This window comes from Paenibacillus sp. 32352 (assembly GCF_002042965.1).
Lineage (GTDB): Bacteria > Bacillota > Bacilli > Paenibacillales > NBRC-103111 > Paenibacillus_S > Paenibacillus_S vulneris.
On the sequence record NZ_MZNT01000010.1, the window covers coordinates 1 to 15,104 of the forward strand.

At 51.9% G+C, this 15,104-nt stretch carries 17 protein-coding genes; all 17 read right to left on the reverse strand.

Annotated elements, in window-relative coordinates:
• Positions 1-119: 119 nt before the first annotated feature.
• Entirely contained in the window at positions 120-941 is an 822-nt protein-coding gene (locus B1728_RS22040) for an ABC transporter permease (protein WP_079912575.1), read from the reverse strand.
• Positions 942-946: 5 nt separating this feature from the next.
• Positions 947-1,759 carry an ABC transporter permease gene (locus B1728_RS22045; RefSeq protein ID WP_079912576.1) on the reverse strand — a complete coding sequence of 271 codons (813 nt, stop codon included), beginning with the start codon at positions 1,757-1,759 and terminating at the stop codon, positions 947-949.
• On the reverse strand, positions 1,756-2,802 hold the full coding sequence (locus B1728_RS22050) for an ABC transporter ATP-binding protein (RefSeq protein ID WP_079912577.1): 1,047 nt from the start codon (positions 2,800-2,802) through the stop codon (positions 1,756-1,758). Before B1728_RS22050 ends, B1728_RS22045 begins: the two co-directional genes overlap by 4 nt.
• Positions 2,803-2,992: 190 nt before the next feature.
• Complete coding sequence (locus B1728_RS22055; protein WP_079912578.1) at positions 2,993-4,300, reverse strand: ABC transporter substrate-binding protein; 1,308 nt, start codon at positions 4,298-4,300, stop codon at positions 2,993-2,995.
• Positions 4,301-4,506: 206 nt separating this feature from the next.
• On the reverse strand, positions 4,507-5,223 hold the full coding sequence (locus tag B1728_RS22060; protein WP_079912579.1) for a KDGP aldolase: 717 nt from the start codon (positions 5,221-5,223) through the stop codon (positions 4,507-4,509).
• Positions 5,224-5,266: 43 nt separating this feature from the next.
• Positions 5,267-6,367 (reverse strand): DgaE family pyridoxal phosphate-dependent ammonia lyase, encoded by a 1,101-nt coding sequence (locus B1728_RS22065; protein ID WP_079912580.1) that lies wholly within the window; start codon positions 6,365-6,367, stop codon positions 5,267-5,269.
• A gap of 26 nt (positions 6,368-6,393) precedes the next feature.
• Positions 6,394-7,050, reverse strand: coding sequence for a DUF4310 family protein (locus tag B1728_RS22070; protein ID WP_079912581.1), 657 nt, complete (start codon positions 7,048-7,050; stop codon positions 6,394-6,396).
• A gap of 1 nt (position 7,051) precedes the next feature.
• On the reverse strand, positions 7,052-7,840 hold the full coding sequence (locus B1728_RS22075) for a DUF4311 domain-containing protein (RefSeq protein ID WP_079912582.1): 789 nt from the start codon (positions 7,838-7,840) through the stop codon (positions 7,052-7,054).
• Between the two features lie 51 nt (positions 7,841-7,891).
• Entirely contained in the window at positions 7,892-8,230 is a 339-nt protein-coding gene (locus B1728_RS22080) for a DUF4312 family protein (protein ID WP_079912583.1), read from the reverse strand.
• Between the two features lie 5 nt (positions 8,231-8,235).
• Positions 8,236-8,601, reverse strand: a complete 366-nt coding sequence (locus B1728_RS22085; protein ID WP_079912838.1) for a glycine-rich SFCGS family protein — start codon at positions 8,599-8,601, stop codon at positions 8,236-8,238.
• A gap of 5 nt (positions 8,602-8,606) precedes the next feature.
• On the reverse strand, positions 8,607-8,978 hold the full coding sequence (locus B1728_RS22090; RefSeq protein ID WP_079912584.1) for a PRD domain-containing protein: 372 nt from the start codon (positions 8,976-8,978) through the stop codon (positions 8,607-8,609).
• A complete protein-coding gene (locus B1728_RS22095) occupies positions 8,969-10,102 on the reverse strand; it encodes an amidohydrolase/deacetylase family metallohydrolase (protein ID WP_079912585.1) in 1,134 nt (377 codons plus the stop codon). The genes B1728_RS22090 and B1728_RS22095 overlap by 10 nt, the downstream gene beginning before the upstream one ends.
• Positions 10,103-10,104: 2 nt before the next feature.
• Positions 10,105-12,066 (reverse strand): BglG family transcription antiterminator, encoded by a 1,962-nt coding sequence (locus B1728_RS22100; RefSeq protein WP_256865461.1) that lies wholly within the window; start codon positions 12,064-12,066, stop codon positions 10,105-10,107.
• A 13-nt stretch (positions 12,067-12,079) separates the two neighbouring features.
• Complete coding sequence (ptsP, locus tag B1728_RS22105; protein WP_079912586.1) at positions 12,080-13,819, reverse strand: phosphoenolpyruvate--protein phosphotransferase; 1,740 nt, start codon at positions 13,817-13,819, stop codon at positions 12,080-12,082.
• A 46-nt stretch (positions 13,820-13,865) separates the two neighbouring features.
• The gene (locus B1728_RS22110) at positions 13,866-14,123 is read right to left on the reverse strand and encodes an HPr family phosphocarrier protein (RefSeq protein ID WP_079912587.1); all 258 of its coding nucleotides are present in this window, start codon (positions 14,121-14,123) and stop codon (positions 13,866-13,868) included.
• Between the two features lie 337 nt (positions 14,124-14,460).
• Complete coding sequence (locus B1728_RS22115) at positions 14,461-14,691, reverse strand: hypothetical protein (RefSeq protein WP_079912588.1); 231 nt, start codon at positions 14,689-14,691, stop codon at positions 14,461-14,463.
• Between the two features lie 61 nt (positions 14,692-14,752).
• Complete coding sequence (locus B1728_RS22120; protein ID WP_079912589.1) at positions 14,753-14,992, reverse strand: hypothetical protein; 240 nt, start codon at positions 14,990-14,992, stop codon at positions 14,753-14,755.
• Positions 14,993-15,104: the final 112 nt, after the last annotated feature.

Here is a 15,104-nt window from a genome sequence, read left to right on the forward strand (position 1 = left end):
CGTAAACTCTTCCGAGGAATACCCCACCTCCATATTTAGCAAAGTTCTCGCAAAACTAGGTTTCTCGACAGACTCAGAGTGCTTAGCAAGCACTCTCTTTTTATTCCCTCCAAAGCCGCTTACCCGGCCACACTCGAGTAACGCTTAAGTCCGAAGCTCCAAATGCAATAGGTGATGGACATCATCACTGCCGCTACGGCAGGCACTCCCCACATCGCCCAGCCGTACTCACCCGGACGAAGCAGGAAGGCTGCAGGGAAGAAGCTGCCGACCGCATACGGAATCAAGTACGTCAACAGCCCGCGAAGCAGCGGGTGAAAAATTTCCAGCGGATAGCGCGTGAAATCGTAAAGCCAATTGACCGGATAAATGACCGACCGTATTTCCTGGACCCAAAAGGTCAGCACGCTGATGGTCAGAAGAACCGCGAACTGGATGACCGCGCTGCTGATCAAGGCGATAATGACGTACAGTACCGTCCCGACGGACCAATGCATATTCAGATGAGCTCCCGCATAGCCCATAATGACCGCTCCCGTAATCAGCTGCCCTACGCCATTAAGCTCTTGAGAGTTACCTATAGCCTGGAACAGCACGCCCACAGGGCGGATCATCATAATATCCAGTTGCCCCCGTCGGATATAGCCGGTTAAAGAAAAGGGCGCATTGAATAGGGTCTGATTCAGCGCCTTCCCTGTTGCCGCCAGTCCGAATAGGAAAACCAGCTCGTAAAAGCTCCAATCCGCCAGCTTGGGGATACGTTGAAAAATGACCGACAAAAAGACCAGCGTGCTTCCCTGGGCAACGATCCCCGCTATGACGGCAATCAAGGTATCTGCTCGATATTCCACCAGAGTCTTGAAATAAATCTTCAAATATTGGCCGTACATCCCTATTAAATAAGCGGCTTGCTGAAACGCATTACGCTGCGGCGCAATCATACCTGTTACCCCCCGTTAATCGTCAATCGCTTGGCTGCCTTCATCCACAGCAGGCGGCTGATCACAATCATCACAACAGCCCAGCCTAGCTGCTCCAGCAGCGATTGAACCATCTCCCAGCCTGTCAGACGTCCCGTGTAGATGGATAAAGGAATATACGCCATAGACTGGAACGGCAAATACTCCATCACCTTGCGCAGTGCGTCCGGAAAAAACTCAAAAGGAATCAGCGTCCCTGCGAAAATATCCACTACCGCCCTCTTCGCCAGCTGAACGCCAAACGTATTGGTAGTCATAAAGGAAATCATCATAATGATTGAATTAATGCTGAATGCAACAAAAAAGCCGATACAAAGGCTTACAACAAAGCCTAACGCAGCCATCAGGTCTGCCGGAGGCGATATGCCCAAAATAAAAATCAAGAGCAGCATGGCCGGTATGTTGACCCACAGCATTTCTACAATGAAAAACCCCGCTGCCTCCGAGAACCGCTGCATTTGAAAATCGACAGGGCGAATTAAATCGAGCGCAATATCGCCATTCCTGACACGCTGCGCCATAGCATAGGTCGGAGCCCTTTCCGCCGGAGACCAGCGTGCGAAATTGATCGCTTGTCCCACCATGACGTACGTTATCAGCTGCTCCCACGGCAGTGCCGTCTCCGTCGAGTACAGATAGATCGCCTTCCACAGCATATAATACATGACGCTGAACATAAGCGTGGAGAGCAGCGTCATAATAAAATCAAAGCGAAACTGCAGCCTCTGGCGGACGGCAATCTGCGACATGCCTATCATGCGTTCTACCGCTTGCATCATCGGCCCGGTCCCCCCACGGCTGCATAAGCCGGCTTCGGCTTGGAATCTATGCCTTCCCGGTAGATGCGGCTGATCAAGGCATCGATGCTTTCGTCCTGCATCGTCAGGTCCCGCGGGTTCGCTTGTTGCAGCAGCAATCTCAATAGCTCCGACGTGTCCGTCCTGTGCTGGTCGTACGTGATTCTGACCACCTGCTCATCGGTATGTACGGCTACCTCCGCCATGCCTGCGAATACGTGCGCTGCGGCTGCCGCTGCCTGCACGTCCGGGAAGACTGCACGAATTTGGCGCTCCGTCGCAAAATGATCCTTGATGTATTGCAGGCTTCCGTCATAAATCAGGTTTCCTTTATCGATGATCATCGTCCGCGGGCAAAGCCTTTCGATATCATGCATATCGTGGGTCGTCAAAAGGAGCGTGACATCCTTTTCCCGGTTAATGCTTTCGATAAACGCCCGGATACGTTCCTTGGCTACAACGTCCAGACCGATCGTCGGTTCATCCAGAAATAATATTTCCGGATCATGCAGAAGCGCGGCCAATATTTCGCAGCGCATTCTTTGCCCTAACGACAGTGTCCTTACCGGCCTCTCCAGCAAATGGCCGACTTCCAGCAGCTCCGAATAGTCCTTTACGTTTTGATGATAGCGCTCCCATGAAATGCTATACATATACCGCAGCATATCAAAGGAATCCTTGACCGGAAGATCGAAGATCAACTGACTTCGCTGTCCGAATACGACACCGATTTGATAGCTGTTCAGCTTCCTATTCCGTGCCGGAACTACCCCAGCCACCAGAATCTCTCCGCCGCTAGGCTCCAGAACGCCTGTGAGCATTTTGATCGTAGTCGATTTGCCCGCCCCGTTAGGCCCTAGATAAGCCACGCTCTCCCCCTTCTCAATCGTGAAGCTGATGTCGTCTACCCCCACTACCTGGCGCTTCTCCGGGTTAATCAAGCTGCGCAGCGCTCCGAATTTCCCCTTGCGTCTGACGTTTGTCTCAAACACCTTTCGCACATGTTTCACTTCAATTAATGACATCGTCTATCATCTCCCCCTGAAGCTTGTGATGCGGATAATGTATTATAGCAGACTTTTTTCCAGATTTGGCATATAAAACAAAAAATTCTGACCGAAATCAGAATGGGATTGGCGTGAAAACTGTGTGACCCTTAAGAACGAATTTCCAGCCGATCCGCAGTCCTAATAACTATCAGAATTTTTTATTTCATTATTTCCGCGCGCTGTCAATCGCCTTATTAGCCGTCTCTTCAGCTTCACGCATCACGGTATTGACATCCTTGTTCCCCAGCACATAGTCCGGAACCAGGCTCACGAGAGGCTTCTCGCCAATATTTTCGTAAGCTCCCTTCACAGGAATCGGAGCAAACGGCTTGTAGAATACAGCGTTCCAATTCAACTTCTTGCTATAATCCGCTCCCATGGACTTGCGCACCTCTTCGCTCTTCAGCGGCGTTATAAAGCCGAGCTTGGCTCTTGCCATCTGATATTCGTCAGAAGCCAAATACTTGATGATTTCCATCGATTCTTCCTTATGCTTGCTTGTTGAAGCCAGGATCGCATACGTAGGTATCGGCTGGAAGCCTACGTTCGGCAGCTCCTTATATGTCGGCGCGGATACCATGTCGAAGTTCATGCCCTGCATATTCGGATCGGTCGCAAGCTCTGAGAAATATACATACATGGCTAGATTTTTCTTCTTGATGAACTCGTCCTTGCCCGGCATTTTGTTCTTGTTGTCCGTCAAATATTTTTTGAACCCGGAATCCTGAGCTTCTCCTTTAAAGACCGTCTCCATAATCGTCTTCCACTTCTCATTATGGAAGGTAGATTTCGACGTCTGCGCATCGACATAAGGAAGCGAGAAGTTGTTCATCAGCAGCATATGCCCCGTGTTGCCGACGAGCCCCAAATATTGCGTGCCGTCCACCTCTTTGCTCAGCTTTTTGGACAGCTCCGTCATTTCGTCCCAGGTCATCCCATCCTTCGGATAAGGGACGCCGAACTTGTCAAAGATGTCCTTGTTGTAAAAAGTTACGACCGACATCATGCTGACCGGCAGCCCCCATATTTGCCCGTTCGCCATCGTCTTCATCGCATCGATCGTCACCGGCTCGAACCGGTTCAAATCAATGTTATTTTTCTTAATGAGGTCCGAGATGTCATATTGGATTCCCGGATTGATGACTCCGTCAATAATCCCCGTATGCGCCTCAAGCACGACGTCGATCGCCGTCCCTGCCGTGACCAGCTCCTGGGCGGTCGTCCCCTGCGTCCGCTGGATGTAGTTGAACTTCCAGTTCGGGAATTTCTTCTGCAAAAATTGAGTCACCGCCAGATGAAAATTTTCCGGAGAGGTAGCACCGCTGGAGGTCAGCGTAAATTCCAAAGGCGCGTTAAAATCGATCTCCTTGGCCGTCTTCCCCTCTGCATCCGGTGACGCCCCGCCTCCGCATCCTGCCGTCATTCCGCTTAACAAAGCGATTGTAAGCGCTGTTATAACAATACTGTGTTTCATCAAGAATCCCCCTATCTTTTGAGTAAATTGGTTATTTTTGTATTATAGATCATGGAAATTATATTTTCTTCATAAAAATAGGCACAATTTGGTTATAAATTTCTTTTTTTTGTCCTTTCTTTTCAGATGCATCCATTCCTTCTACAAACAAAAACAGGGACCTACGGTTAAAAACCGTAAATCCCTGTCATCCCTAAACTGGTCTGCTATCTGCAAAAACGGGCCAGCTCCCTCACATCCTCGATGCGAGTCAAGCCCGAGGCCTTGTCAATAATGGAAGTGTACACATGAGGAATAATATGCTCCGCACCATTGGCGGCGCACACTTCAATAACTTGGCCGATCGTATGAAGATCAATGCCGCCCGTCGGCTCGAAAATGCGGATCCCGTATTTCACGGCAGCTTTGACCATGGCCGCCACCTCGTCCAGATGGTCCGTCCCTCCGATTGGATAAAACTTGACGGAATGGACGCCGATTTCAGCGAGCATCGCTGCCGCAGCATCGCAGGAAACCGTTGCTTTCAAAGCTTCGCTCTGCGGTCCGGTCGTTATGATGACTTGACCCGGCGTACCGCTCGGAGTAATCAGCGCATTGACGATGGAATGCGTGCTGCCTGCGCTTTTCAATGCTCCCAGGGTATATCCTGCCGCAGGGAATACCTGGTTGACATGAGCCGGCTTCGTTTGGACAGCGACATCAGCCACCTTGTTCCACATGGCCGGATCGCCTGCGCCCAAGCCTACGGAAACCGGAACGCCCGCTTGTTGAAATTCGTGAACGGCAGCAACGGCCGCATCTACGGTTGCGAAGTTTTTGACCATTAAGCCCACATATACATTGCCCTGTGCGGCTTCAACGATTTGCTTGGCATTGTCTGCGTCTTTCGCCAGCACGTTTAATTGAATCTTCGGATTACTCACAGTAAGTCCTCTCCTTCATATGTCCTGTTGTCGCTAGACTTCATTACTGAGCCAGTACCTCTTTAAGTCTTGTGACGATGATTTGCTCCTGCCCTTCCAATAAAGGTCGAGGATCGATATTAATTAGGCCGAGATTGGCATAATGATTGCGCGTATAAACGGCAGGATTGCCAGCTTCCAGCTCTTTAATGACATCGTAAGCCGTTTTTCCCGTTACCTTGGCGTCAATGGCCAACTGCGCGCGGTAGATGGCGCGGCCCGCTTCATCCTGAAGGATCGTACCGGTAACTCCCGGTGTATCCTTAAGCTGCTCGATCAGCCACTTCATGCGTTCCAGCTGCTTCTCGGATTCATCCGGCTTATCATCATAACGCTGCAAAGCGGTCAGGAAGCCAACAATGCCTTCCTTGCCGATTTTCATCGGTCTTGCAACCCCGTGATACTGGGCCCGGCAGGCTTCGATTAACGAGGCGCGTCCGCAGATCATGCCGGATGTAGGGCCTTCGATCGCTTTGCCCCCGCTGTAGACGACCAGATCGGCTCCCATTGCGATATACTTGTGCAAATCCTCTTCAGCCGCCGCGTCGATGATCAGCGGAATCCCCTTTTCCTTGGCGATCGATATCATCGTTTCAATGGACTGCATGCCCTTTTGCACCGCATGATGCGATTTGACATAAAACAGGGCAGCCGTGTTCTCATTCACCGCTTCGGCAATATGCGCTCTCTCCACATGGTTCGCCTGACCGACCTCCACGACTTTCCCTCCGCCGATGGCGATCATCTGCGTAATGGAAGCGCCGAAGTGAACCGCATGGCCCTTCTGGATAATAATTTCATTCGGCACTCCGCTCGTATGCGGAATGCTCTCGATCAAGGACAGCTTCGTTCCGGCGATAACTGCAGCGACGGCAATGACCGTTCCGGCCGCAGCCCCAGTCGTAGGGCAGCCATCCTCTGCGCCGGTTACGGATGCAATCACTTTCCCTGCCGCTACCATCAATTCAGAAACATCCACGTAGTCTTTAGCAGCTGCGCTTAATGCCTCGCCAACAACCGGAGCGACGGCGCTTGCGCCGAGTGCGGTCATTTTACCGCTCGCATTGATGACTTTTCTGCAGCCGTATTGTTCGAATATACTCATGGCTTACTCCTTAGCTGAATCGTATTTTATTTCGTAATAATCGGGAAGAAGGCTCCCAGAACCATAGCTCCGATAATAGCTCCGCCGGCAATCGGCTTTTTGAAATAATAGAAGATCGCTGCGCCGACCGTCGCCCCGATGCCTACAGGGATGGATGCCATAACCGCAGAGATAACGATAAGCGGTCCCAAATACCGTCCGGCAGCGTTCCCCGCGCCCATCATCACATCAGCGCCGAAGGTGGAATTAGATGCATTGATCGTAAATTTGCGGATCATAATGATGACAAAGCCGACCAGAAACCCGAGTACGGCGCCTGTCAGCAAGGCCAGCGGGAATGAGGTTAACGGAGCCGTGATGCCTGCGCCGAGCATCAAAGCCGGAACGCCGATCCCTAGACCGGTTTGCAGCGAGCCGCCGATGTCCAAGATCCCGACCAGCGGTCCTTCCAGGATACGGGCGAACAAAAAGCTCGCACCGAACGCCGCGGCAGCCCCGAAGCTTCCTCCTTTAATCCCCGCCTCCAGCAAGGCGACGATGGCAATATCATTGAAGGCCCCTACATGATACACATAATAGAGATGCGTTCCGGCAAAAATCCCCGAAGCCAAGCAAGCGACAAACAAGGTAAACGCCCACTCCGAATACCAAAACCCTTTTTTCACTTGTTCTACTTGTTCCATCTTACTTCACCACCGATCCAAAGAATGCATGAAGTTCAATCAGCCATTGCGGAATGACTTGCACGTTCAAGCTGTGCAGTAAAGCGACATCGAAGGCGCGGAAAAATCCGCTGAGAATATATAAGAGTACGACAGCGACCACGAGCGTCTTCGTAATGCGGTTCCAACCGCTGTCATCGACGCCCTTGCCGATCAGAATGCCGAGTACAAGCCCAGGAACGGCATTCCCCATGACCAGATGCGCCAAGCCGCCCAACGCGGTCGCCCATACGCCGGTTCTTTTGCCGGCATCCATCGCCGCCGTCCAGAATACGATAGGCATGATCGGATTGATCAGCCAGTTTGCCGCAGGCACCAGCACCTTGGTTGCAATAGCCTGCAGGGAGGCCGGGATCGCTGCGGCCGTAGAGTTCAGTACGGCTACGACTACGGCGCCGATAATGGCGCCCACGATGGCCATCTTCTTCGGATCGTGCAGTGTTTCTTCCACGTTCTTGTTCTTCGCGAGCAGAATCGCAGCCGCCCAGTTCGGTATAATCCGGTGATCGACATCCTGCGTTAATCCACCGGCACCGACAACAGAGGCCCATGCGTTGAACAAGAAGCCTAAACCGAACGAGAAATGCGCGACAGGATCGCCCTCGCAGGCGTTAAGCTCTCCGAATGTCCGGAATGCCCCCATCCCTTGAACATTGGGCGCATGGAACATCCGGGCCGCACCCGCTCCTACCCCAAACCCAACCAATAGACCGATAATAATGGATTCGAATACTATCGTAAGAGTATTCATATGGTTCCCCCTAACTTGGTTTCCAACATCTATGGCATTCTTTCATCCCGCTCATCTCATCCGAAGAATGCGCTGTAAAGGAGGCAATGCTTCTGTCTGCTGCTCGAATGGAACCTCAGAGAGCATCACAGCCCGAATTTTCACATCCACCCGAATCGTAATGTCGTACCGGGTTCTCGTTCTAGGAAACAATAAGCCCAGAAACCGCTCTTTATAGGTGTGCTCCGTCGCCTTCAGCACCTCCACATCCTGCGGCTCAATCTGCAGCAGAATATCGGGAATCTCCTTGGCGATGTTCTTTTTCATTTGCGACAACGCATTCTGGAAAGCACCGGCCTTTGTCTCCGCCGTTCCGCTAACGATTATCGACTTCTCCATCACCTGGAACATGAGCGTTACCCCCTGTGTTTTTTGATATAAGCTTCCGTCAGCCTTCTACCCAGTTCCTCGACATCCATAAAGCCGAAGCCGATAACCTTCTTGCCGGCGTTAATAGCCGTCACTCCCGCATCAACGGAACGAAGTCCGAACTCCATCGGGTACTTGTATTTCGTATTTGCCGTTACGGCGCCTGCTCCGCCGCTGCCGCAGAAGGAGATGCCGAAGTCCGCGTTTTCCTTATGCATCACATCGCCGAGCTTCATATCTGCTCCGACGCCGGGAATAACAATCGCGATGCCGCCGGCCGCTTCGACCCCTTTTGCAACATTTTGTCCTTTACCCAAACGATCGCCGATGACTACTTTCACTTTATTTTCCATGTCCATTACCCCTCTTCATTAAATTTGGCCGCTTCAAAATGTACGGTTAAATAAAAGATTTCCGCCGCGTCAAGCTGCCGCTCCGATGTCTTCAAAACCTTTTGAAGTACACGCTTGCTCAGGTCCACGAGTTCGGGACTCACTTCGTCAAACATTTCTTCGTCCAGCTCAGGCAAATATTCGTTATTCTTCACTCTGCGCATAAAAGCCAATAGATGAATGCCGATGACTAACGTTTTCTCATAGGATAAGTTCAAGCCGGATTCTCTGGCGATATCCGTCATGAAGTCCAGCACGGGTCGCAGCTCATTGAGCTCTGCCTCTGTAACAGTGGTCTTCTCCGGTATTTCCTTTAGTAGGTTCTCCATCATTTGCATGGGTATATTTCTCCAGATTTCATGGTGTATTGTGCTTGGATCAGCTTGTCATAGTGCAGCGTTTCCTTCTCGGAATCGACCAGCTCGACCGGCTGCTCCACGATCTTAAGGATCGAAATGTCGGCGATCGTTCCTTCCTTTAACGTCCCGATCTCTTCGGATTTACGCAAAATTTGGGCCGGGGCCGCTGTAGTCCATTCAATAATTTGCTCCATGGAATAGCCTAGCGCCAAAAACTTGGTCATCGTCATCGTCAAGCTGTATACAGGCCCGTGAAGCCAATTTTCCAAGTACAGATCCGTGCTGATAGAATACGGCGTAATGCCTAATTCGCGGGCCTTATTCATCGTTGCGAAGCTGAAGCTGGAGCTGCCGTGCCCGACATCAAACCGCACTCCGCGATCCAATGCGCGTTTGGCCTGCGGAATCAGCTGCCCGTGATCATCAAGAATGCCTCCCCGTTTGCCATGAAAAGCATGGGTGACGACGTCTCCCTCATCCAGCAAATCTAGGACCTCCGCCAGCTTTGGCGGAGCGTTGCCGATATGAACCATCACGGGAAGCTCCGCTCTGCGGGCTACCGATTTGGCTACAGCCAGAGGATAAATCCCGTTTTCCTTCACAACCGAGCCGCTCATCCGCGCTTTGATGCCTATGATGGTGTCGGGGTATTCCGCGATGCGCTGCAGGGTGGATTCGGCTGTCAGCCTGCTCATGTCCGCCAATTCGCTTCTTCCTTCCACCAGCCCCGGACTGGAAATGTTCAGCCAGGCAAGCACCTGGGTAGCACTTGGCTTCACGCTTCGTTCCAGGAACTCGGGGAAGTTCTGCTCGCCGGAGCTGCCGGCATCTGCAATGGTCGTTACTCCCTGATCGATCCCGATCGTATCCGGCTTCATCCCCATTTGAGGTACAGCCTCAAAAATATGAGCATGAATATCGATCAGGCCCGGCGTGACCAGACAGCCTTCCGCATTCACCCGCCGCAGGATTCCACCAACGGCTGTCCCCGGCTTCCAGATCCCGGCGATGCGTTCTCCCTTGACGGCCACATCATACTTGCCGGAACGGCCGGTAGCCGGATCGATCACCGTTCCGTGCTCGATTAGAACGTCGATTTGCATAGTCATTCTCCTTTATCTAGAGGTTCAAAATATCTCAGAATCGCATGCAGCTCTCCCTCTGTAGCGCTTACATTTTTCCTCTGCAATACTATGTTCAATTCCTCTTTCAAAGCCATTGCCTTGATTCCTAAGAGAGGGCTCTCTCCGTACTGCGTGTAGGCCGTGCCAAAATGCAGCCGGTTGACCATAAAAAGAAGATGCAGGGTCAAGCCCTCTGCCCGCTCATCGCTTAGATAGTCTCTGAAATGAGCGATCACCTCTCTGCTAAGATCGTAGCCGGTATAAATAATGTCCTGCACCATATTCTCCAGCTGCCCTGCATCATACGCGAGCCTTTCAGGTCTTCGAAGCCCCGCGGTGTTCCTCGCAGATGCTCTCGCCTTAGTGCTGCCGAGCTGATTCAGCTGTGCCTGTATCGCCTGAAAATCACGCTTTCCGGGAATGGAATGAATCACAACGACCGGTACGTTCACGTTCACCGGCAAAATCGAAATGACCAGGTCCACCGGCACCTGCTCCAATACCTTCTCCACATCCATCACCGAACAGGAAGCCGCGAATTGAAGGTGCTTGATTTCATTTTCAATGATCGTCATCAGCCATTTCGAGGTGCCTCTGCCCGTTCCGCATACGATAAGCGCCTTCCACTTTTGCTGTTCGGCTTTACGCTCGTAGGCTGTCTGGAAATGAAGCACGATAAAGGCGATATCCGGATCCGTCAGCTGAATTCCTATCGGCCCTAACACATCCGAGCAAGCCTGCTTCACATAATCGAACATGGTCCGGTAGGAATGCATAATTTCCTTCAGCAGCGGGTTCGGCTCCACGACACCATAGCTGTGCTTCGTCAGCTTATCCGACATATGAGCCAGCAGGTTATTGAACAGCTCTTGATCCTCCGAGAAAGGAAACCGCATCTGCTCCATCACATGCCGAATCATGTCATGGGTTATCGTGTACACATCCGGCAGACCCTCGCCCTTGCTTACCTCATATGGAAAAGGCGCAGCCATACCGATAGCCTGCAAGCTGACGAACCATACGTCATCATCCGTCAGCGAGATCGTTTCATGCTCCGGGAGCATTGAGAGCACTCTGCGAAAAATTCGGAAGATGCTCAGGCTGTGCTCGGAGACATGTTCCTGGCTTCTTGCCTCGTTCTCCACAAATTCACCTTGCTGCCGTTGCCTTTGAATTACAATGCACAGCCGGATAAATACGCCGATAATAACTCTGTCCGACAAGAGCACGCCGATCTCGGCTTCCGTCTCCCTCACAATTCGGGACAAGGCTTCGAACAGGGCGTCCAAGTCCTGGACCGGCTCCAGAAATCTTGCCAATACCTTGTTAAAATGCAGTGCAGGCTTTTGCTGCTGGGCCACGCCTTGGACGATTTGCAGCATGTCGTTGCCATCGAGCAAATCATGAATGACCTTCTCCAGAACGGTACGCCTTTGCCTCTCCGTTCCTATCAATCGAATGCCGAACCGGCTGCGCTCGAGCAGCAGCTGCCAGTCCCGGAAAAATGCCTCGGCAATCGCCAAATCGGACAAAATCGTATTGCGGCTGACGTCGTTTTTCTTCACCATCTCGCCGATGGTGATATGCTTGTCGCTAAGCAGCAAATCCAGAATGATACCGCGTGCGCGTTCATGCTGGTTGACGAAGACGTGGCTCCCGGAAGCCTCCAGCTTACTGAGCAGTCCGGTTCGCTCCGATTCGTCACACTCGATCCAGATGCCTTTGCTCGGATTGGAGCGCATGAAAATCTCCTGCTCCTGCAGCCAGACACGAATCGTTTCCAGATCGTATTTGATCGTCCGTTCGCTTACATTGAACTGATCTGCCAGCTCCTTCACCCGCAATGGCGCAGGATCCAGGAGCATTTTTTTGAGAAGCATTCGTGAACGTGTAGAAAGTGCTATCGGACTCACCTCTGTTTGCAATAAGTTCGTGTCCGACAAGTCCGCCGAGTCCTTACGCTCTCCATTCGGCTATAGCCGGTACTCTGCTCTCCACATGAAGTTTGATTTGTTCTGAGGAGGTCATCTGGAGCACCTCATCTGCGAGCCGCTTCATCTCATGACGATCCAGCTGATGGAGCAGCGCTCGAGCCGCGAGCACAGCCCCTCCGCTCATGCTGAACTCGTCCAGTCCCATCCCCAGCAGTATAGGTATCGCCGTCAAATTACCGGCCATTTCCCCGCACATGCCGACCCATTTGCCTTCGCGATGGGCGGCCTGAATGACTTGATCTATAATGCGGAGAACCGCTGGCTGGAACGGTTCGTTCAGATAGGCCAGACGCTCGTTCATCCGATCCGCCGCCATCACATACTGAACGAGATCATTCGTGCCGATGCTGAAGAAATCCGCTTCCTTGGCCAATTGATCGGCCACGAGTGCCGCTCCGGGCACCTCGATCATAATCCCGACTTCCATTGAGCGATTGAACTTGACGTTCTCCCGCTCCAGCTCGTTTTGTACCTCGGCGAGCAGCGCTTTCGCCTGTCTCAGCTCCTGCAGGGTAGCAATCATTGGAAACATAAGCTTAATATTTCCATAAGCGCTCGCTTTTACTATGGCACGCAGCTGCGTCTTGAACAGCTCCGTTTCTTCAAGACACATGCGGATGGCGCGGTAGCCGAGGAATGGATTCGCTTCCTTCGGCAAATCCAGGTAGGGCAGCTCTTTATCCCCTCCGATATCCAGCGTGCGGATGATGACGGGCTGATCTTTACCAAAAATCTCGGCAGCGACCTTATAGGCCTGAAACTGCTCCTGCTCCGTCGGGAACTGCTGTCTTCCCATGTACAGAAATTCGGTCCGATATAACCCGATCCCTTCGGCACCGCTCTGTTTAGCCGCCAGTGCATCCTGCGCATTGCCGATGTTAGCGACTAATTCTACCCGATGCCCGTCCGCTGTCCTGCTGAGCTGTCCGTCGTATTTCTTCAGCTCGTCGCGGCGGGCTGCGAACCGGATTTGCTTGGCTTTATATTCCTCGATAATTGCCGGCTCGGGATTGATATACACCTGGCCCAGGCTACCATCCACAATGACGTAATCTCCCGTTTTCACCTGGACCGTGCCTTCCCGCGAGCCTACTACGGCGGGAATTTCCATCGAACGGGCCATAATGGCGGAGTGCGATGTCCTTCCTCCGATATCTGTAACGAAGCCGGCCGTTGAACTTCTGTCCAACTGAGCCGTATCCGACGGAGTCAGGTCATGTGCGACTAAAATAACCGGAGCACCCGATTCCTGCTGCGGCCTCGCATCCTTACCTTCGAGCAGCCTCAGCACACGGCCCGTAATATCACGAATATCGGCTGCCCGTTCCCGTAGATGCTCATCCTCCATGCTCTCGAAAATCCCGATGATCGCCTTCGATGCATCGTCCAGGGCTGCCTCCGCATTGATGCGTTTGGAGAGGATAGCTTCCTTCGCGGCTCCCGTAAATTCCTCATCCTCGAGCAGCCAGATTTGGGACTCAAAAATTTTGGCCTGCTCTGAACCTACTGCAGCCCGGGTCTGTTCAATAAGCGCTTCCAATTGGCTTATGGCAAGCCGTATGTGTGCCTCCAGACGCTCCGCTTCTTCCTGTATTTGCTCCGGCGCGATCTCGTAGCGTTGTACCGTATGGGTATCGTTCTTCAGGACCAACGCAGGTCCCATAGCAACTCCCGGTGCAGCGGCAATCCCTTGTAACAGCACAGTACCGCCACCTCCTTATCCTGTCATTCAAATCAATATCTCTTATCTATTCCAAAATCGATTCGAGCATGGCTCCGACGGCATCCAAAGCTTCCTGCTCCTGCTCTCCCTTTGTTTCCACAATCACTTTATCTCCACAGCGCATTTCCAGCGCCAGCACTCCGACGATGCTTTTCGCATTGACGCGTTTTTCGGCCTTGGTGATGAACACATCACATGGAAACGATTTCGCTTTTTTCATTACATCCCCTGCAGGCCTTGAATGGATTCCTAACGGATTCGCAATAGTAAATTCCTTCTGCATCCTCTTTCCTCCGATTATAGAATCTTGTTGAAAGCTATCATATAACAGAGCAGTAAGCCGCATCTGCATTTTAACAATAACTTAACACTCCAGCGTTGCAAAGATTCAACCTTTTGCACCTTCGTTCGTGAGGCATATTGCAGGAATACATCTCCTGCAATATGGGCGAGTCAGTTGGGAACTGAAAAACAAAGAAGCCGACCCTCCGTAAGGAGAATCGACTTATCGTTTCCTGTTATTGCGGGCGGCATGCGCCGAAGTCACGATGAAACGATCGCCTGCCTTTGCTTGTTCCTCTTCACCTGCATGAGTAATGCAATCCAATTAAAGCGCGGACCTAAGCTAACGCCTGCTCTTGGTTGAGGCCATCTTGGGAATCAGATTGCCCGGACTCGGCCAGAGATGCGGCTGCCGATACAGGCGCTGCCCCTGCTCCAAGCAGTTCATTGGTTTGCACCATGATCTGGCCTTCAATAGCCCAGAACGTTCTCAGCTGCCGTTCCAGCTCGGCAAACTCCGGCTGCGAAGCAAAATTCGGAGCATACCGGGCTTTGTCCCAATACAGCATCGCCTGCTTGAAGCTGTCGTTCGCCGGGTAAACCAGCTGATTCGCCCATATTCCAATGGATTTAGGGGAGTAGCTCTCTGTGGATAAGAAGCATTCTACGAAGCCCTGAGCCCGATAATGAAAATACAGCCCCTTGTTGAAAAAATGATAAAATCCGCTCCCACGCCTGCGGAAGAAAAGATTGTCCTTTGTTGGTCATACGAAACATAATGTCCTGGATATGCTGCCCGCTGACGCTCAGCTGCAGCAGCAGGCCGTACAGCTTATCGAAGGTAGCCGCGTAAGGATTATTCCGTGCCATCGTACAAGATTCCACCTTTGCCTATGGATATCTATACTATATGCACCATAAGCCCAATCTGCTTCAGGCATTTTCGTATAGAGCTACCGCGCTCCATGAACCTCAGCAATAG

Coding starts and splice junctions, on each gene's coding strand:
- B1728_RS22095 (WP_079912585.1), bottom strand. CDS start 10,102: ATGCAAATCGACGTTCTAATCGAGCACGGAACGGTGATCGATCCGGCT.
- B1728_RS22085 (WP_079912838.1), bottom strand. CDS start 8,601: ATGGAAAATAAAGTGAAAGTAGTCATCGGCGATCGTTTGGGTAAAGGA.
- B1728_RS22120 (WP_079912589.1), bottom strand. CDS start 14,992: ATGGCACGGAATAATCCTTACGCGGCTACCTTCGATAAGCTGTACGGC.
- B1728_RS22110 (WP_079912587.1), bottom strand. CDS start 14,123: ATGCAGAAGGAATTTACTATTGCGAATCCGTTAGGAATCCATTCAAGG.
- B1728_RS22080 (WP_079912583.1), bottom strand. CDS start 8,230: ATGTTCCAGGTGATGGAGAAGTCGATAATCGTTAGCGGAACGGCGGAG.
- B1728_RS22055 (WP_079912578.1), bottom strand. CDS start 4,300: ATGAAACACAGTATTGTTATAACAGCGCTTACAATCGCTTTGTTAAGC.
- B1728_RS22075 (WP_079912582.1), bottom strand. CDS start 7,840: ATGAATACTCTTACGATAGTATTCGAATCCATTATTATCGGTCTATTG.
- B1728_RS22050 (WP_079912577.1), bottom strand. CDS start 2,802: ATGTCATTAATTGAAGTGAAACATGTGCGAAAGGTGTTTGAGACAAAC.
- B1728_RS22115 (WP_079912588.1), bottom strand. CDS start 14,691: ATGCTGTATTGGGACAAAGCCCGGTATGCTCCGAATTTTGCTTCGCAG.
- B1728_RS22040 (WP_079912575.1), bottom strand. CDS start 941: ATGATTGCGCCGCAGCGTAATGCGTTTCAGCAAGCCGCTTATTTAATA.
- B1728_RS22045 (WP_079912576.1), bottom strand. CDS start 1,759: ATGATGCAAGCGGTAGAACGCATGATAGGCATGTCGCAGATTGCCGTC.
- B1728_RS22065 (WP_079912580.1), bottom strand. CDS start 6,367: ATGAGTATATTCGAACAATACGGCTGCAGAAAAGTCATCAATGCGAGC.
- B1728_RS22070 (WP_079912581.1), bottom strand. CDS start 7,050: ATGGAACAAGTAGAACAAGTGAAAAAAGGGTTTTGGTATTCGGAGTGG.
- B1728_RS22090 (WP_079912584.1), bottom strand. CDS start 8,978: ATGCAAATGATGGAGAACCTACTAAAGGAAATACCGGAGAAGACCACT.